Below are 16,904 nucleotides of genomic sequence, written 5' to 3' on the forward strand. Positions count from 1 at the left end.
CTGCGTGTGCGGTGTCCGCTCTGGGACGGCGCCAGGCCTGCCGCCATCGGTGCGCGCGAGGCGATCGGGCTGGCGGCTGAGTTGCCCGCCTGCCCGGCCAGCGTCCGCAGCCAGTGCGGCTTCACGAAACTCCCCGACGCGCCCGCATAATCGGGCGGAGCCGCGCCCCGCGCGGCCACACGTCGCCGTTCCCCCGGAGTTCCTGCATGCCCGTCCGCCCGTTGCCGCTGCTCGCCGCCCTGCTGCCGCTGGCGCTCGCGTCCCTGCCCGCACCCGCCCAGGAACCGCAGCCGGCGCCGGAGGCGCAGGCCCCACGTCCGGCGCCCGAGCAGGGCGCCCCCGAGGCGCAGGACGCGCCCGTGCCGGCGCCGGTCGACGACGCGCGACCGCAGGCGCCGCGCGATCCCGCATCGCCCGCGCCGCGGCCGATGGACCCCACCCCGCCGCAGGTCGACGCCCCTCCCGCCGGTCCGGAGGCTCCGGCTCGCGAGGACGGTCGTCCGGAACGCTCGCCCGCCCCGCCGCAGGACGCATCCGACCCCGGCGACGCGCCCGAAGAGACCGCACCCGAGGCCGAGGCGCCGGTGCCCGCCAGCGACGATCCCGACGCGGCCGAAAGCGCCGCCACCAAGGTCCCACTGGAAGAGATCCGCCGCTATGTCGGCCTGTTCAACGCCATCCGCCAGGGCTACGTGGACGAAGTGGACGACCGCGAGCTGATGAGCGCCGCCATCCGTGGCCTGCTGCTCGACCTCGACCCGCACAGCGCCTACCTCGAGAAGCGCGCGGCCGAGGCCTTCGACGAGGGCACCACCGGTGCCTACGACGGCATCGGGGTCGAGGTACTGCAACTGCCCGACGGCAAGGTGCGGGTGATCGCGCCGATCGACGATACCCCGGCGGCCAAGGCCGGGATCCGCTCCGGCGACACCATCGTCGCGGTCGACGGCAAGCCGCTGACCCCGGCCGACGCCGAGGGCCATGGCCCGCTGCGCGGCGCGCCGGGCACGCGCGCGGTGCTCACCGTGCTGCGCGAAGGGGAGGCCGAGCCGCTGGAAATCACGGTCAACCGCGAAACGATCCGCGTCGCCAGCGTGCGCGGCCGCATGCTGGAGCCGGGCTACGGCTACGTGCGCATCAGCCAGTTCCAGGTCGAGACCGGCGAGGACTTCACCCGCACCGTCGAGCGGCTCAAGGGCGAGGCCGGCGGTCGGCTCAAGGGCCTGGTGATCGACCTGCGCAGCAATCCAGGCGGCCTGCTGACCTCGGCCGTGCGGGTGGCCGACGACCTGCTCGAGCGCGGCCGCATCGTCAGCACCCGGGGCCGCAACCCGGTCAACGACACTGAATTCAGCGCCACCGCCGGCGACTTGCTGGCCGGCGCACCGGTGGTGGTGATCATCGATGCCGGCTCGGCCAGCGCCTCGGAGGTGCTGGCCGGCGCCCTGCACGACAACCGCCGCGCGCGCATCGTCGGCAGCCGCAGCTTCGGCAAGGGCTCGGTGCAGACGGTGATGCCGCTGGGCAACGGCGATGCGGTCAAGCTCACCACCGCGCGCTATTTCACCCCCAGCGGGCGTTCGATCCAGGCCCGCGGCATCGATCCGGACGTGGTGCTGACGCCGGACGACCGCGAGGCAAGCGCGACCGCGAACGGCCCCGGCTACACCGAGGCGACCCTGCCGGGCCACCTGCGCGGCGACGAGGAGGAGGAAGGCGCCAACGCCGGCGACGTGCTCGAGGGCGACGGCCCGATCACCGCCGCGCTGGCCGAACTCAAGGCGCCCGGCTCGGTCGCCAGACGGCAGGCGGCCACGCAGGCCGCCCCCGCGGCGACGCCGTCCGCGCCCGGGTCCGCGGCGGCCAGGGCGGCGGATGCGCCGGCACCGGCTGCCGGTTCCGGCGCGCCCCCGGCCGACGCGACGACGGCGACCGAGGCCACCGAGGCCACCGAGGCGGCGGACGCGGCAGATTCGGCGGACGCCGCGGACCCCGCAGAACCCGCAGACCCCGGGACCCCGACCGACCCGGACGCCCCGATGCCGCAGCCCGACCGCCCCGCGCAACCGGCTGAGCCCGTGACGCCATAGTGCAGGGCCCTGGCCCGCGGCCCACGCTGTCCGCACGGCCCTGCGTCGCGTCCGCCCGCCTCGGGCCTCGTCGCCCTCCGGTCCGGGCGGCCTGGCCTCGTGCAGCGGCCGGGTCCGGCGACCCACGCGGGCGTCGCTGCTTGCCGACGCCCATCGCGTCCCACGATCCTCGTCCGCGGCCGCGGACCGACGTCGCGTGACCCGACCGTGGCGCGCTGCGCACCCGCGCGCCGTCCGCATGCGGCCGCAGCCCGCCGCGTCGCGGCAGGTGCGCCTAGGGCGGCCCCGCCACCCGAAGGCCGATCCACACCGCGGCGATGCCCAGTGCCAGGCTGCCGCCCGCATAGCCCGCCGCCACCAGCCACTCGCCGCGGCGCAGCAGGTGGGCGGTCTCCAGGCCGAAGGCCGAGAACGTGGTGAAGCCGCCGAGCAGGCCCGTGAACAGCAGCAGCCGCAGGTCGGGCGAAAGCCAGCCCGGATGGCGTTCGGCCAGGCCCGCAAGCAGGCCGGCCGCCAGGCAGCCGGCCACGTTCACCGCGAAGGTGCCGAGCGGGAATTTCTGCGGCGCGGCCGTCGCCAGCGTCCAGCCCGCCAGCAGGTAGCGCGCGATCGAGCCGGCAGCCCCGCCCAGCCCCACCAGCGCGATCGCCGGCAGCGACATCGCGCTCAGCGCGGTTTGGCCGGCAGCGGGAAGGGCGTGACCACCTTCTCGCCCGAGACCGCGTCGCGGATCGCGGACTGGCCCTTCTTCTCCACTTCCTCCACCCGCAGCACCGCCTGCATCGGCAGGTGCAGGGCGCGGGTGTTGCCGAACTCGTCGCGCAGGCGCTCCTCGGTGGGATCGACCACGATCCCGTCGTGCACGTCGAACACCAGTTCGGCGACCTCGACGAAGCCCCACAGCCGGCCGCTCTCCACGCGCCGCGCGTACAGCTCGTAGACCTTGCCGTGGTTGAGGAAGGTGACCTTGTAGAGCGTCTTCGACATGGCGGGAGTATAGGCGCGGGGCGGAACGGGCTGGCGACGAGGTGGGTGCGCTCAGTAGCCTTTCAAGCGCCGCAGCCGGCGCGCGATCGCGCCGCGCGAGGCGATCGCGTAGAGGATCCCGAACAGGAACCCGGCCGCGTGCGCGGCCCAGGCCACGGCGCCGAACGCCGGGCCGATGTAGGCGAACACGATCTGCAGCGCCGCCCACACCCCGATCAGCAGCGAGGCCGGGGCGCGCACGAATTCCAGGAACAGCCCCAGCGGCACCACCACCCCCAGGCGCGCCCGCGGGAACAGCGCCAAATAGGCGCCGATCAGGGCCGAGACCGCGCCGCTGGCGCCGATGATGAGCCGGTCCGGGGCGCCGATCACCAGCACCGCGAACAGGTTCGCCAGCGCGCCGCCGAGGAAGAACAGCGCCAGGAACCGCCACGGCCCCATCACCCGCTCGGCGGGCAGGCCGAAGATCAGCAGGAAGACCAGGTTGCCCAGCAGGTGGGCCCAGTCGGCGTGCAGGAACAGGGCGCTCACCAGGCGCAGCCACTGCTGCGGGTCGCTCCAGGTCTCCCACGGCCCTTCGCCGGGCGCGCCGCCGGCCAGGGCGCCCCATTCCAGCAGCAGGCTGCGCTGCAGCGCGTCCGGACGCGAGAGCGCCCACAGGAACGCCGCCCACAGGAGCGCGGCCAGCAGCGGGGTCGCCCAGCGCAGCGACGCGCCGGAGCGGGTGGGGACCGACACGAACATGGCGCGACCTTACACGCTCGCGCGCCCACGCACGCCGGTGCGGCAGGCGTCGCGTGCCGCAGGGCACGTTCACCACACGCACCGGTACGGTATAGTGCGCGCCGCGTCGTGGGTCGGGAGGGCGAGTTCCGGCGGCGAAGGCGGGCATGAGGCCCGCGTGCACTGCGGCGCGTCATACCCCGTCATCGGAGAGAGACCCGCAATGCGCAAGCTTCCCCACGTCACCGTCCTGGCGCTCGGCATTGCCGGCGCGATGGGCTTCGCCTCCAGCGCCCACGCCGCCGGCTTCCAGCTCAAGGAAAACAGCGTCAAGTCGATGGGCAGTGCCTTCGCCGGCACCGCCGCCAAGACCGGCGACTCGTCCGTCGTCGCCAACAACCCGGCGGTGATGACCCAGTTCGAGGGCAACACCTTCCAGATCGACGTCACCGCGATCGACCTGAGCTACGAGTTCGAGGGCACCGCGACCGACGCGTTCGGCCGCCCGATGACCGGCAGCAACGGCGGCGACGCCGGCGACATCACGCCCGTCCCGGCGATGTCCTACATCCGCAAGTTCGACAACGGCGTCGCCTTCGGCGCCATGGTCAGCGCCCCGTTCGGCCTGAAGACCGAATACGAGGACGGCTGGGTCGGCCGCTACTTCGCCCACACCTCCGACGTGCGGATCGTCGACCTCACCCTGTCGGGCGCGCTCGACATCACCGACCGCTTCTCCGTGGGCCTGGGCGCGATCGTCTCGCGCGCGGACGTGACCCTGTCGCGTTCGGTCGACTTCGGCACCCTGCTGTACTCCAACCCGGCCACGCGCCCGCTGCCGTTCGCGCAGCCGCAGGCGGCCGACGGTTTCGTGGAGGTCGGCGGCGACGACAACGGCTTCGGCTGGCTGGTGGGCGCGCACTTCCGCCCGACCGACAACGTCGCGATCGGCGTGAGCTACCGTTCCGAAATCGACTACGAACTGCGCGGCACCGCCGACTGGACCGTGCCGGGCAACGTGGCCGCGGTGTTCGGTGCCAGCCCGATGACCTCTCCGCTGTTCAAGGACGGCGACGTCTCGGCCAACCTGACCACGCCGTCGATCCTCTCGGTCGGCGCGACCTGGCAGCTCAACGAGCAGTTCGCGCTGTCGGCGAGCTGGGCCGAGACCGGCTGGTCCTCGCTGCGCGAGGTGCGGATCAACTTCGACAATCCGGATCCGGACGCGGTCGAGCCGTTCGAGTGGGACGACACCAGCTTCGTGTCGATCGGCGCCGAGTACAAGCTCAACGAGCGCTGGACCCTGCGCGGCGGCATCGCCGACGACCAGACCCCCACCAGCCTGGTGCACCGCACCCCGCGCCTGCCCGACGACGACCGTCGCTGGTACTCGGTCGGCGCGACCTGGATGGTCAACGACACGCTCGACGTCAACTTCGGCTTCACCCACATCAAGCCGGACGACCCGAAGGTCGACATCGCCTCCAGCGGCTCGCGCATCGTCGGGCCCTACGACGGCAGCGCCAACCTCTACGGCGTGTCGGCGCAGTACCGCTTCTGATCCTGCGGTCCTTCGTGAGACGAAAAGGCCCCGCTTCGGCGGGGCTTTTTCTTGCGCTGGATGCTCGACGGCAATCGCACCCGCAACCGCACCCGCAACCGCACCCGCACCCGCACCCGCACCCGCACCCGCACCCGCACCCGCACCCGCACCCGCAACCGCAACCGCACCCGCAACCGCAACCGCAACCGCACCCCAACCGCACCCCCAACCGCACCCCCAACCGCACCCCAGCCCTGCAAGCCAAGCGCACCCGGGTGGTCGGCGCCACGCCGCAGGACGGAGTGGCATCGCATGGAACGACTCGCCCGCGGATCATCTTCCGGCGTCTCGGCTTCCCGGATGCGGCTTACAGCCTTATCCGGGCTACGCGCCTGCCCGGGGCGGGCGCCACGACCCGCGTAGCCCGGGTAAGCGAAGCGCACCCGGGGTGGATCCCCCGCGGCAGGTCAGGCCGTCTCGACGAAACTTCGGCAGACGAATCCGTCGTGCCGGTGCCCGTCGCATCGGATCTCCTGATCATCCAGCGGCGCCTGGCCTCGATGCGCATGTCCGCTGCCGCAACGGACGGCGGCCTGCATCCGGTTGTGCGGCAGCGGGTCCCGTGCGCCGCAACCGTTGCAATGCGGTCAAGCGCACGGAACGCGCGGCACTCACCCCAGCCGCTGCAGCAGGAACGTCCACGCCGGCAGCGTGGCCAGCGACAGCACGATGCCGTAGCCGACCAGGGCCGCGGCCAGGCGTGGCGCCAGGCGGTGCGAGATGGCCAGCGCCGCGGCGGTGATCATCGGCGGCATCGCCGATTCCAGCACCGCCACCTGCAGCACGTCACCGCGCAGGCCGACGCCGAGCGCCAGCGCCAGCGACAGCGCCGGCAGCAGCGCCAGCTTGAGCAGCAGCCCGGTGGCCAGCGGCGCGATCTCGTCGCGCGGCAGGCGTAGCTGGATCGTCAGCCCTACCGCCAGCATCACCAGCAGCAACAGCACGCCGGCCAACCGCTCGAGTGCAGATGCGATCCAGACCGGTGGCTGTTCGGGCATCAGGGTCAGTCCGAACGCGAGCGCCCACATCGGCGGAAAGCGCGCGATGCGCAGCGCGATCTCGCGGCGGGTGGGCGGATGCTCGCCACCGTAGCGTGCCAGCACCACCAGCCCCAGCGTGGACAGCATCACGAAGGTGCCGAACTGGTCGTACACCACCGCATACGGCAGCGCCTGCGCGCCCAGCAGCGCCTGCACCATCGGATAGCCGATGAAGCTGGTGTTGCCGAGCATCGTGCACAGCAGCAGCACCGCGTGTTCGTCGCGGCGCAGCTGCAGCCGTGGCGCCAGCAGCCGCAGCGCCAGCCACGTGGCCGCCGCCAGCGCCCAGGGCACCAGCACCAGCCCCAGCAGCGACAGGTCGAAGCGCAGCCGCGGCACGTGGATCAGGATCGCCGCCGGCAGGCACACGTACAGCACCACCCGGTTCAACGTCTCCGCGGCGTTGCCCGGCAGTACCCGCAGCCGCGCGAACGCCATCCCCAGGGCGAGCATCGCCAGCATCAGTGCGAAGGCGGCGAAGGCCATCGGGACCGGTCACGCGTCGTGGGAGGATCGCCATCATAGGCACGCGATCATGGCGCGCCATTGGCCGATGGATGCAGGCGGGCCGTGATCCGTAGCCCGGGTAAGCGAAGCGCACCCGGGGTGCCGCCGCCACGCCGCAGGACATTGACATGGACGGTGCGCCGGCTTTTGCGTTTCTCCCGGATGCGGCCTTCGGCCTGATCCGGGCTACACGGCTTTGGATGCGGGCGGACCCGTGATTCGTAGCCCGGGTAAGCGAAGCGCACCCGGGGTGCCGTCGCCACGCCGCACGACGTTGACATGGACGGTGCGCCGGCTTTTGCGTTCTCCCCCGGATGCGGCCTTCGGCCTGATCCGGGCTACGCGGCTTTGGATGCAGGCGGACCCGTGATTCGTAGCCCGGGTAAGCGAAGCGCACCCGGGGTGCCGTCGCCCCGCCGCACGACGTTTGACATGGATGTGTGCCGGCTTTTCCGTTTCTCCCGGATGCGGCCTTCGGCCTTATCCGGGCTACGCGGCTCGTTCGGTCCAGCACGCTGCAGCGCAACGGGCGCTCATCGCTGCGCGCGGCATGCCGCGCACACGGCAGCTACTCGATCCGGCCCGCCGAAGCACGGCGGGCGTTCGTTCGCGCACGAAGCAATGCTTCGCAAGCGCGCTCACTCGGTCCGGCCCGCTGCAGCGCAGCGGGCGTTCGCAGCTGCCGCGCGGCATGCCGCGCACACGGCAGCTACTCGGTCCGGCCCGCCGAAGCACGGCGGGCGTTCGTTCGCGCACGAAGCAATGCTTCGTCAGCGCGCTCACTCGGTCCGGCCCGCTGCAGCGCAGCGGGCGTTCGCAGCTGCCGCGCGGCATGCCGCGCATACGGCAGCTACTCACCCAACGTCAGCAGGGAGGCGTTGCCGCCGGCGGCGGTGGTGTTGATGGTGACGGTCTTTTCGGTGGCGAAGCGCGGCAGGTAGTGCGGGCCGCCGGCCTTGGGGCCGGTGCCGGACAGGTTCTGGCCGCCGAAGGGCTGCACCCCGACCACCGCGCCGATCTGGTTGCGGTTGACGTACACGTTGCCCACCTTCGCCCGCTGCACGATCCGATCGACGGTCTCGTCGATGCGCGAGTGGATCCCCAGCGTGAGGCCGTAGCCGGTGGCGTTGATGGCGTCGACCACCGCGTCGAGGTCGCTCGCCTTCCAGCGGATCACGTGCAGCGCGGGGCCGAAGTTCTCGCGCGTGAGCTGCGACAGCGACTGCAGCTCCCAGGCGCGCGGCGCGAAGAAGGTGCCGTGTTCGGTGCCCGCGCCCAGTTTCGCCTCGGCGATGAGTTTCGCCGCGCCCTGCATGCGCCCGGCGTGCTCGTCGAGCAGGCACTTGGCGTCGGTGTCGATCACCGGGCCGACGTCGGTCGACAGCAGGGCCGGGTCGCCCACCTGCAGTTCGGCCATGGCGCCGGCGAGCATGCCGATCACCTTGTCGGCGATGTCTTCCTGCACGAACAGCACCCGCGCCGCCGAGCAGCGCTGGCCGGCCGAGGTGAAGGCGGACGCCAGCGCGTCCTTCACCAGCTGCTCGGGCAGGGCGGAGGAATCGGCGATCAGCGCGTTCTGGCCGCCGGTCTCGGCGATCAGCACGCCGATCGCGGCATCGCGCGCGGCCATGGCGCGGTTGATCGCGCGCGCGGTGTCGGTCGAGCCGGTGAAGGCCACGCCCGCCACGCGCGGATCGGAGGTCAGCGCGGCACCGACGGTGGCGCCGTCGCCGGGCACGAACTGCAGCGCCGCCTCCGGCACGCCGGCCTCGTGCAGCAGCGTCACCGCGTGCCAGCCGACCAGGTTGGTCTGTTCGGCGGGCTTGGCGATCACGCTGTTGCCGGCCGCCAGCGCCGCGGCCACCTGGCCGGCGAAGATCGCCAGCGGGAAGTTCCACGGGCTGATGCACACGAACACGCCGCGGCCGCCGAGCTGCAGCGCGTTGGATTCGCCGGTGGGGCCGGGCAGCGGCTGCGGCGCGAACTCGCGCCTGGCCTGCGCGGCGTAGTAGCGCAGGAAGTCCACCGCCTCGCGCACCTCGGCCACGCCGTCAGGGATGGTCTTGCCGGCTTCGAGCGTGCACAGCGCGATGAACTGCGGCATGCGCCGTTCCAGCAGGTCGGCCGCGTGCTCGAGGATCGCCGCGCGCGAGGCGGCCGGGGTCGCGTCCCACGCGGCCTGGGCGTCGACCGCATTGGCCAGCGCGCGCTGCACGGTGGCGGTGTCGGCGGCCTGCCACTGGCCCACCTGGCGACGGCGGTCGGCCGGGCTGGTGACCGCGATCATCGGCCCGGACGCCTGCGCGCCCGGGACCAGCGGCGCGGCACGCCAGCCGCCGTCGCCGGCGCGGGCGATGGCCGCCTCCACCTGGGAGGCGAGCGCGCGCAGCTGGTCGTCGTCGGCGAGGTTCACGCCCATGGAATTGCTCCTTTCAAAGCCCTGGCTGCGGTACAGGTCGACCGGCGGCGGGATGCGCGGATGGGGGATGGCGTCGAAGCCGGCCACGACCTCGACCGGGTCGCGCACCAGATCGTCGATCGAGACGTCCTCGTCGCTGATGCGGTTGACGAAGCTGGAGTTGGCGCCGTTCTCCAGTAGCCGGCGCACGAGGTAGGGCAGCAGGTCCTCGTGCGAACCGACCGGGGCGTACACGCGGCACGGCACGCCGAGGCGGTCGGCCGGAATCACCTCGGCATACAGGTCGTCGCCCATGCCGTGCAGTTTCTGGAACTCGTAGGAATGCCGGGCGCCGTCGCCCGCCCCTGCGCCGTCCGCCGACCGCGGACCGGCGGACGACGGCAGCAGCGCGCCCGCCATCCGGTGCACCGCCGCGATGGTCTGCGCGTTGTGGGTCGCGAACATCGGGTAGATCGCGTCGGTGTTCGACAGCAGCCGCGCGGCGTTGGCCAGGTAGCTGACGTCGGTGTTCGGCTTGCGGGTGAACACCGGGTAGCCCGGCAGGCCGTCCACCTGCGCGCGCTTGACCTCGCTGTCCCAGTACGCGCCCTTGACCAGGCGCACCGGGATGCGGCGACCGTGGCGGCGGGCGAGGTCGGCGATCCAGTCGATCACGAACGGCGCGCGCTTCTGGTAAGCCTGCACCACGATGCCGAAGCCGTCCCAGCCGGCGAGCAGCGGATCGGCGAACACGCGCTCGATCACGTCCAGCGACAGTTCCAGCCGGTCGGCCTCCTCGGCGTCCAGGGTCAGGCCTATCGCGTGGCCCTTGGCCAGGCGCGCCAGCTTCAGCAGCCGTGGCGCCAGTTCGGCCAGCACGCGCGCGCGCTGCGCGTGCTCGTAGCGCGGGTGCAGCGCCGAGAGCTTGACCGAGATCGACGGCGCGGCGATCGCGTCGGCGAACGGGCCGGTGGCGCCGATGGCGTCGATCGCCGCGGCGTAGGCCTGCAGGTAGCGGTCGGCGTCGGCCTGGGTGAGGGCCGCCTCGCCCAGCATGTCGAAGGAATAGCGGTAGGCGGCGTTGGCGCCCTTGCGCGAGCGCGCGAGCGCCTCGCCGATGGTCCGGCCCATCACGAACTGGTGGCCCATGATCCGCATCGCCTGGCGCACCGCCAGCCGGATCACCGGCTCGCCCACGCGCCCGACCAGGCGCTTGAAGGCGTTGTGCACGTCGCGCCGGGTCTCGTCGGCCAGGTCGACCAGGTGCCCGGTCAGCATCAAGCCCCAGGTCGAGGCGTTGACCAGCACCGAATCGGACTGGCCCACGTGCTTCTTCCAGTCCGCCTCGCCCAGCTTGTCGCGGATCAGGCGGTCAGCGGTGTCCTGGTCGGGGATGCGCAGCAGCGCCTCGGCCACGCACATCAGCAGCACGCCCTCCTCGCTGCCCAGGTCGTACTGGCGCATGAAGGCCTCGATTGCGCCCTGGTCGGCGGCGCGGGCGCGCACCCGGCGGACCAGGTCGGTCGCGGTGGCCCGGATCGCCGCGCGGTCGGACTCGCCCCAGCCCGGCGCGGGCTGCCGGGCGACGGCCAGCAGGGCCTGCACGTGCATGGCCTCGTCGAGCGCCCAGCCGGCGGTGATCGCCGCGCGCAGCGGCGCCGGACCGGGCGTGGCCGGGTCGGGCTGGACGGGTGCCGGGGCGGACGGGGAGGAGGAAACGGTCATGGGCGGGCCGGTCAGGGGCCGGCGCGACCGCCGGCGGGGCCGCGCGCGCGGTTGGCGCACGGCGGTCGGCCATTGTCGCCGCCGCGGTGTGGGCGCGGATTGAACGATTCCCCCGGCGCCGGCGCGGGCGGCGGCACAATCGGTCGCGTCCGGCCGCCTCAGCCCGCGTGCAGGCGCCGGTAGGCGCCCGGCGTCAGGCCCACCAGGGCGGTGAAGCGGCGGGTGAACGCGCTCTGGTCGCTGAAGCCGCAGGCCTGGGCGATGACGGCGATCGGCTCGGGCCCCTGCAGCCGATGCATCGCGGCCTGGATCCGGATCCGGGTCAGCAGCTGCAGCGGGGTGAGCTGGAACACCTTCTGGAAGGTGCGTTCGAGCTTGGACTCCGAGAATCCGGTGATCGCCCGCAGGTCGGCCACGCGCACGTGCCCGGCGTAGTGCTGGTTCATGTGCACCAGCGCCGCGTGCAGCGAGCGGTAGTCGTCTTCCAGGCCCTCGCGCCCGGCCAGGTCGCGGGAAATGCCCACCAGCCCCACCACCTCGCCGCCCACCCGCAGCGGGCGCTTGCTGGTCAGGCACCATCCGGGCTCCTGGTCGGAGAACAGGTGTTGCTCCAGCAGGTGGTCGATCACCGCCCCGGCCAGCACCTGCTGGTCCTGCAGCCCGTAGTTGGCCGCCAGCCCGCCCGGATACACGTCGCTGGCGCGGCGGCCGATGATGTCGCGGCGCGAGCGCAGGCCCAGCCGCCGCAGCATGGTGGCGTTGACGTGGGTGTAGCGGCCCTCGCGGTCCTTGATGAAGAACAGGACCTCCGGGATGGCGTCGAACAGGGCCTCGACCTCGGTGGCGTCCAGGGCGGGCGATGCGGGCTGGCGCATGGGGCGGTCGGATCCTGCGCACGGGCGCGGCGGCCAGCGCGACCGGTCCGTCGGCGCCGGGGGGAACAAGCCCGGATTCTAGCCCCGCCGTGTCCCGCGCAGACGCCTGCGCCGGCCCGCGTCGCGGCCGTCGGCTTGCCCCTAAACCCTCGCGGCCGCTACCATTTGGAAGTTTTCGCGCGCCCGTGATGCGGGTGCGCCACGTTCAGACGCGGGTGGTGCGGTGGCGGGTTGCGCCGGCGTGGTGTCCGCAGTCATGAGCTCTTGAGGTTCGCAGGCGGCCCCCGGGCCGCGACCGATGACTGGGGTCTAGGCAATGATGCAGGCGCGTTTCTCGCGGTGGGGGTTGGCGGTACTGGCATCGTTGCCGATGGCGGCGCTGGCCGCGGATGCGAAGCCGTGGCAGCTGAACATGGGGCGCGGGGTCACCACCTCGGCGCAGAACGCGTACGAGGCGCACATGCTGGCGCTGTGGATCTGCGTGGCGATCGGCGTGATCGTGTTCGCGGCCATGGGCGTGGCGATGTACAAGTTCCGCCATTCACGCGGCGCGGTGCCGGACACCACCTTCACCCACAGCACGAAGCTCGAGATCCTGTGGACGGTGGTGCCGATCATCCTGCTGGTGATCATGGCCGTGCCGGCGACCGCCAAGCTGGTGGCGATGTACGACACCCGCGAGTCGGAGATGACCATCAAGGTCACCGGCATCCAGTGGATGTGGAAGTACGAATACCTGGGCGAGGGCGTGGAGCTGACCAGCCGCCTGGACCGCGAGTCCGACCGCCTGCGCCAGAGCGGCGAGCGTCCCGACGCCGCGGCCAACCCGCACTACCTGCTCGAGGTCGACAACGAGCTGGTCGTGCCGACCGACACCAAGATCCGCTTCGTGATCACTGCCGACGACGTGATCCACGCCTGGTGGGTGCCGGCGCTGGGCTGGAAGCAGGACGCGATCCCGGGCCTGATCAACGAGGCCTGGACCGAGATCCTCGAGCCCGGCGTGTACCGCGGCCAGTGCGCCGAGCTGTGCGGCAAGGACCACGGCTTCATGCCGATCGTGGTGCGCGCCGTGCCGCGCGCCGAGTTCGACACCTGGCTGGCCGCGCGCAAGGCCGAAGACTCCGCGCCGGCCGACCCGTCGCAGGTGCCCGAGGGCGGTGACGGCACCTCCCCGCGTTCGGTCGACCCGGACATGATCGAAGACGTGCAGCAGGGCGAGGAGCCCGCCGCGCCGCAGGCGACCGACGCCGCCGCTCCCGCCGACGCGCCCAGCGCCGGCTGACCGAATTCCAAGGCCATCGCCCCATGTCAACGCATCCCAACACCGTCGCCGCTCCGATCGAGCACGTCCACACCGACGAACACGGCCACCGGCAGTCGTTCGTCGAGCGCTGGTTCTTCTCCACGAACCACAAGGACATCGGCACGCTGTACCTGCTGTTCTCGTTCGTGATGTTCATCATCGGCGCGGCGATGAGCGTGGTCATCCGCACCGAGCTGGCGGTGCCGGGCCTGCAGCACGTCAGCCCCGAGTTCTTCAACCAGATGACCACCATGCACGCGCTGGTGATGATCTTCGGCGGCGTGATGCCGGCCTTCGTGGGCCTGGCGAACTGGATGGTGCCGCTGCAGATCGGCGCGCCGGACATGGCGCTGCCGCGCATGAACAACTGGTCGTTCTGGATCCTGCCGTTCGCCTTCACCCTGCTGCTGATGACGCTGTTCCTGCCCGGCGGCGGCCCGGCCGGCGGCTGGACGCTGTACCCGCCGCTGTCGCTGCAGGGCGGCTACAACGTGGCGTTCGTGATCTTCGCCATCCACATGATGGGCATCAGCTCGATCATGGGCGCGATCAACGTCATTGCGACCATCCTCAACATGCGCGCCCCGGGCGTGGACCTGCTGAAGATGCCGATCTTCTGCTGGGCGTGGCTGATCACCGCGTTCCTGCTGATCGCGGTGATGCCGGTGCTGGCCGGCGCGGTCACCATGCTGCTGACCGACAAGTTCTTCGCGACCTCGTTCTTCAACGCCGCCGGCGGCGGCGACCCGGTGATGTACCAGCACATCTTCTGGTTCTTCGGGCATCCCGAGGTCTACATCATGATCCTCCCGGCGTTCGGCATCGTGTCGGAGATCATCCCGACCTTCAGCCGCAAGCCGCTGTTCGGCTACCAGGCGATGGTGTACGCCACGGCCTCGATCGCGTTCCTGTCGTTCATCGTGTGGGCGCACCACATGTTCACGGTGGGCATGCCGCTGGGCGGCGAGATCTACTTCATGTTCGCGACCATGCTGATCGCGATCCCCACCGGCGTGAAGGTGTTCAACTGGGTCAGCACGATGTGGCGCGGCTCGATCAGCTTCGAGTCGCCGATGCTGTGGTCGATCGCGTTCGTGATCCTGTTCACCATCGGCGGGTTCTCCGGCCTGATGCTCGCGATCGTGCCCGCGGACTTCCAGTACCACGACACGTACTTCGTGGTCGCGCACTTCCACTACGTGCTGGTGACCGGCGCGCTGTTCGCGATCATCGCCGCGGTGTACTACTGGTGGCCGAAGTGGACCGGGCGCATGTACAACGAGACCTGGGCCAAGTTCCACTTCTGGTGGACGATGGTGTTCGTGAACCTGCTGTTCTTCCCGCAGCACTTCCTGGGCCTGGCCGGCATGCCGCGCCGCATTCCGGACTACAACGTGGTGTTCGCGGACTGGAACCTGATCAGCTCGATCGGCGCGTTCGGCATGTTCGTCACTCCATTCATGATGTTCTTCGTGCTGTGGCATTCGCTGAAGCACGGCGCGCCGGCCGCGGCGCGGTCGTGGGACAGCGCGCGGGGCCTGGAATGGACCGTGCCGTCGCCGGCGCCGCACCACACCTTCGGCACCCCACCGGTGCTGCGTCCGGGCGACCTGGCGCACGACGACGTGGCGCACTGACGGCGCGATATGGCGATCGAGATGACACCGGCCCCGCAGCACGACGGCGACGACGCGGCCCTGCGCCGCCGTCGCGCGGTGCGCACGGCCGTGATCGTCGGCGCGATCGCGGTGGCGATCTACGTCGCCTTCATCGCGTCCGGGGTGATCGGGCGATGAGTGCGCCGGCACCCGGCAAGGGCATCGCGAAGCTGGCGGCGATCTCGCTGGGCGCGTTCGTGTTCACCTTCTCGCTGGTGCCGCTCTACCGGATCGCGTGCGAGAAGGTGTTCGGCATTCGCCTGGACAACACCGCCGCAGACGCCTCCGCGGTCGCGTCGGCGGTGCCGGATGAGCGCTGGGTGACGGTGGAATTCGACGGCAGCGTGAACTCGAAGCTGCCCTGGGGCTTCCGTCCCAACGCCACCCGCATGCGCGTGCGCGTGGGCGAGCAGTACGAGGCCACCTACGCCGCGCACAACAACGGCGCGCGGGCGATCGTCGGCAGCGCGACACCGTCGGTGGCGCCAGCGCGCGCCTCGGGCTACTTCGCCAAGACCGAGTGCTTCTGCTTCACCGCGCAGACCCTGCAGGCCGGCGAGACGCGCGACCTGCCGGTGCGCTTCATCGTCGACCCGTCGCTGCCGGCCGACGTGCACACCATCACCCTGTCGTACACCTTCTTCAAGAACGACGTGCTCACCGAACGCCTCGCGGCGGCGGCGCCGTCGTCGACCGTGCCGCATTCGGCCCCCTGACCCAACGCAATCCGGACTCCACACCATGGCCCAGACCCACGCCCACCCGAGCGACCCGAACGTGTATTTCGTGCCGCACGGCAGCCGCTGGCCGGTGTACGCCTCGGTCGCGCTGTTCGTGGCGATGCTCGGCTTCGCCACCTGGCTCAACGACGTCAGCTGGGGCAAGGCGACGTTCCTGGTCGGCGTGGCCGGGCTGTCGTTCATCCTGTTCAAGTGGTTCGCCGATGTGGTGCTCGAGTCGGTGTCGGGCTACTACAACAAGCAGGTCGACGTCTCGTTCCGGATGGGGATGGTGTGGTTCATCTTCTCGGAAGTGATGTTCTTCGCTGCGTTCTTCGGCGCCCTGTTCTACGCCCGCCAGTTCGCGCTGCCGTGGCTGGGCGGGGCCGGCGACGGCGTGGCCACCAACTACCTGCTGTGGGAAGGCTACAGCGCCGCGTGGCCGACCGCCGGCCCCGGCAGTGTCGGCGGCAGCTTCCAGACCATCCCCGCCTGGGGCCTGCCGCTGCTCAACACCCTGATCCTGCTGACCTCGGGCGTGACCGTCACCATCGCCCACCACGCGCTCAAGGCCGGCCATCGCACCCAGCTGCTGGTGTTCCTGGGGCTGACCGTGCTGTTGGGCTGCGTGTTCCTGTTCTTCCAGGCCGAGGAATACGTCCACGCCTACCGCGACCTCAACCTGACGCTGGGTTCGGGCATCTACGGCTCGACGTTCTTCATGCTCACCGGCTTCCACGGCCTGCACGTCACGCTCGGCACGCTGATGCTGGCGATCATCTGGCTGCGCTGCGCCAAGGGTCATTTCACCAAGGAGAACCACTTCGCGTTCGAGGCGGTGGCCTGGTACTGGCACTTCGTCGACGTGGTGTGGCTGGGGCTGTTCCTGTTCGTCTATGTGCTTTGACGGCCCCGTCCGGGCCACCGGGGATCGGGGATCGGAACAGCGCGATCGCCATGATCCGAAGCAGGAGGGCGCCGGCATGCCGGCGCTTTCCGTTTCTGCGGGGCCACCGCGTCCGGCGCTAGCCCGGGTTGCGACCGACGCCGTGGAACTCGATCCAGCCCATGTGGTTGGCCAGCAGCACCAGCAGGATCAGTCCCACCGACAGCGCAATGCGCTTGGTCAGCGCGTTGACGGTGCGCTTGCTCTGGCCCTTGTCGACCAGCATGTAGTACAGGCCGGCGCCCAGGTTCCACAGGATCAGCGCCAGGAAGGCGACGATCACCAGCGTCTTCAGCGAATCGTTCATCACCAACTCCGGGCAGGGCT

14 protein-coding genes are annotated in these 16,904 nt (G+C 71.3%); 7 read left to right on the plus strand and 7 right to left on the minus strand.

What is annotated here, in order from left to right:
- The first annotated feature begins 206 nt into the window (after positions 1-206).
- On the plus strand, positions 207-2,090 hold the full coding sequence (locus QFW80_RS10430; RefSeq protein WP_280601825.1) for a S41 family peptidase: 1,884 nt from the start codon (positions 207-209) through the stop codon (positions 2,088-2,090).
- Between the two features lie 274 nt (positions 2,091-2,364).
- On the opposite strand, the gene crcB is transcribed toward QFW80_RS10430, so the two are convergent.
- The 3 genes from crcB to QFW80_RS10445 are packed head-to-tail and all read right to left on the minus strand — an operon-like array spanning position 2,365 to position 3,821.
- Positions 2,365-2,751: a fluoride efflux transporter CrcB gene (gene crcB, locus QFW80_RS10435; RefSeq protein WP_280601827.1), complete on the minus strand. Its 387-nt coding sequence runs from the start codon at positions 2,749-2,751 to the stop codon at positions 2,365-2,367.
- Between the two features lie 5 nt (positions 2,752-2,756).
- On the minus strand, positions 2,757-3,077 hold the full coding sequence (locus tag QFW80_RS10440; RefSeq protein WP_280601828.1) for a DUF1820 family protein: 321 nt from the start codon (positions 3,075-3,077) through the stop codon (positions 2,757-2,759).
- A gap of 51 nt (positions 3,078-3,128) precedes the next feature.
- Positions 3,129-3,821, minus strand: coding sequence for a rhomboid family intramembrane serine protease (locus QFW80_RS10445; RefSeq protein WP_280601830.1), 693 nt, complete (start codon positions 3,819-3,821; stop codon positions 3,129-3,131).
- A 202-nt stretch (positions 3,822-4,023) separates the two neighbouring features.
- On the opposite strand from QFW80_RS10445, the gene QFW80_RS10450 reads away from it, so the two are divergent.
- Positions 4,024-5,361, plus strand: a complete 1,338-nt coding sequence (locus QFW80_RS10450) for an OmpP1/FadL family transporter (protein ID WP_280601831.1) — start codon at positions 4,024-4,026, stop codon at positions 5,359-5,361.
- A 653-nt stretch (positions 5,362-6,014) separates the two neighbouring features.
- Here QFW80_RS10450 and QFW80_RS10455 read toward each other — a convergent pair.
- The 3 genes from QFW80_RS10455 to QFW80_RS10465 all read right to left on the minus strand — a co-directional run bounded on the left by QFW80_RS10455 (position 6,015) and on the right by QFW80_RS10465 (position 11,948).
- Complete coding sequence (locus tag QFW80_RS10455; protein ID WP_280601832.1) at positions 6,015-6,929, minus strand: AEC family transporter; 915 nt, start codon at positions 6,927-6,929, stop codon at positions 6,015-6,017.
- A gap of 871 nt (positions 6,930-7,800) precedes the next feature.
- Positions 7,801-11,073, minus strand: a complete 3,273-nt coding sequence (gene putA / locus QFW80_RS10460) for a bifunctional proline dehydrogenase/L-glutamate gamma-semialdehyde dehydrogenase PutA (protein ID WP_280601833.1) — start codon at positions 11,071-11,073, stop codon at positions 7,801-7,803.
- A 158-nt stretch (positions 11,074-11,231) separates the two neighbouring features.
- Complete coding sequence (locus tag QFW80_RS10465; protein WP_280601835.1) at positions 11,232-11,948, minus strand: AraC family transcriptional regulator; 717 nt, start codon at positions 11,946-11,948, stop codon at positions 11,232-11,234.
- A gap of 316 nt (positions 11,949-12,264) precedes the next feature.
- On the opposite strand from QFW80_RS10465, the gene coxB reads away from it, so the two are divergent.
- The 5 genes from coxB to QFW80_RS10490 are packed head-to-tail and all read left to right on the plus strand — an operon-like array spanning position 12,265 to position 16,538.
- Entirely contained in the window at positions 12,265-13,233 is a 969-nt protein-coding gene (gene coxB, locus QFW80_RS10470) for a cytochrome c oxidase subunit II (protein WP_280601837.1), read from the plus strand.
- 23 nt (positions 13,234-13,256) lie between these two features.
- Positions 13,257-14,891, plus strand: coding sequence for a cytochrome c oxidase subunit I (gene ctaD / locus QFW80_RS10475; RefSeq protein ID WP_280601839.1), 1,635 nt, complete (start codon positions 13,257-13,259; stop codon positions 14,889-14,891).
- A gap of 21 nt (positions 14,892-14,912) precedes the next feature.
- Positions 14,913-15,050: a hypothetical protein gene (locus QFW80_RS10480; protein WP_280601841.1), complete on the plus strand. Its 138-nt coding sequence runs from the start codon at positions 14,913-14,915 to the stop codon at positions 15,048-15,050.
- Positions 15,047-15,628 (plus strand): cytochrome c oxidase assembly protein, encoded by a 582-nt coding sequence (locus tag QFW80_RS10485; RefSeq protein ID WP_280601842.1) that lies wholly within the window; start codon positions 15,047-15,049, stop codon positions 15,626-15,628. Before QFW80_RS10480 ends, QFW80_RS10485 begins: the two co-directional genes overlap by 4 nt.
- A 25-nt stretch (positions 15,629-15,653) precedes the next feature.
- Complete coding sequence (locus QFW80_RS10490; RefSeq protein WP_280601844.1) at positions 15,654-16,538, plus strand: cytochrome c oxidase subunit 3; 885 nt, start codon at positions 15,654-15,656, stop codon at positions 16,536-16,538.
- Between the two features lie 118 nt (positions 16,539-16,656).
- Here the strand turns inward: QFW80_RS10490 and QFW80_RS10495 are convergent, their stop codons facing one another.
- Positions 16,657-16,884, minus strand: a complete 228-nt coding sequence (locus tag QFW80_RS10495) for a twin transmembrane helix small protein (protein ID WP_280576898.1) — start codon at positions 16,882-16,884, stop codon at positions 16,657-16,659.
- Between the last annotated feature and the right edge of the window lie 20 nt (positions 16,885-16,904).

It is taken from the genome of Luteimonas rhizosphaericola (genome assembly GCF_029888045.1).
Lineage (GTDB): Bacteria > Pseudomonadota > Gammaproteobacteria > Xanthomonadales > Xanthomonadaceae > Luteimonas > Luteimonas rhizosphaericola.

Excerpts from the sequence above, each read along its gene's own strand:
- crcB (WP_280601827.1), bottom strand. The coding sequence starts at position 2,751 with ATGTCGCTGCCGGCGATCGCGCTGGTGGGGCTGGGCGGGGCTGCCGGC.
- QFW80_RS10430 (WP_280601825.1), top strand. The coding sequence starts at position 207 with ATGCCCGTCCGCCCGTTGCCGCTGCTCGCCGCCCTGCTGCCGCTGGCG.
- putA (WP_280601833.1), bottom strand. The coding sequence starts at position 11,073 with ATGACCGTTTCCTCCTCCCCGTCCGCCCCGGCACCCGTCCAGCCCGAC.
- QFW80_RS10480 (WP_280601841.1), top strand. The coding sequence starts at position 14,913 with ATGACACCGGCCCCGCAGCACGACGGCGACGACGCGGCCCTGCGCCGC.
- QFW80_RS10445 (WP_280601830.1), bottom strand. The coding sequence starts at position 3,821 with ATGTTCGTGTCGGTCCCCACCCGCTCCGGCGCGTCGCTGCGCTGGGCG.
- ctaD (WP_280601839.1), top strand. The coding sequence starts at position 13,257 with ATGTCAACGCATCCCAACACCGTCGCCGCTCCGATCGAGCACGTCCAC.
- QFW80_RS10455 (WP_280601832.1), bottom strand. The coding sequence starts at position 6,929 with ATGGCCTTCGCCGCCTTCGCACTGATGCTGGCGATGCTCGCCCTGGGG.
- QFW80_RS10485 (WP_280601842.1), top strand. The coding sequence starts at position 15,047 with ATGAGTGCGCCGGCACCCGGCAAGGGCATCGCGAAGCTGGCGGCGATC.
- QFW80_RS10450 (WP_280601831.1), top strand. The coding sequence starts at position 4,024 with ATGCGCAAGCTTCCCCACGTCACCGTCCTGGCGCTCGGCATTGCCGGC.
- QFW80_RS10490 (WP_280601844.1), top strand. The coding sequence starts at position 15,654 with ATGGCCCAGACCCACGCCCACCCGAGCGACCCGAACGTGTATTTCGTG.
- QFW80_RS10440 (WP_280601828.1), bottom strand. The coding sequence starts at position 3,077 with ATGTCGAAGACGCTCTACAAGGTCACCTTCCTCAACCACGGCAAGGTC.
- coxB (WP_280601837.1), top strand. The coding sequence starts at position 12,265 with ATGATGCAGGCGCGTTTCTCGCGGTGGGGGTTGGCGGTACTGGCATCG.
- QFW80_RS10465 (WP_280601835.1), bottom strand. The coding sequence starts at position 11,948 with ATGCGCCAGCCCGCATCGCCCGCCCTGGACGCCACCGAGGTCGAGGCC.
- QFW80_RS10495 (WP_280576898.1), bottom strand. The coding sequence starts at position 16,884 with ATGAACGATTCGCTGAAGACGCTGGTGATCGTCGCCTTCCTGGCGCTG.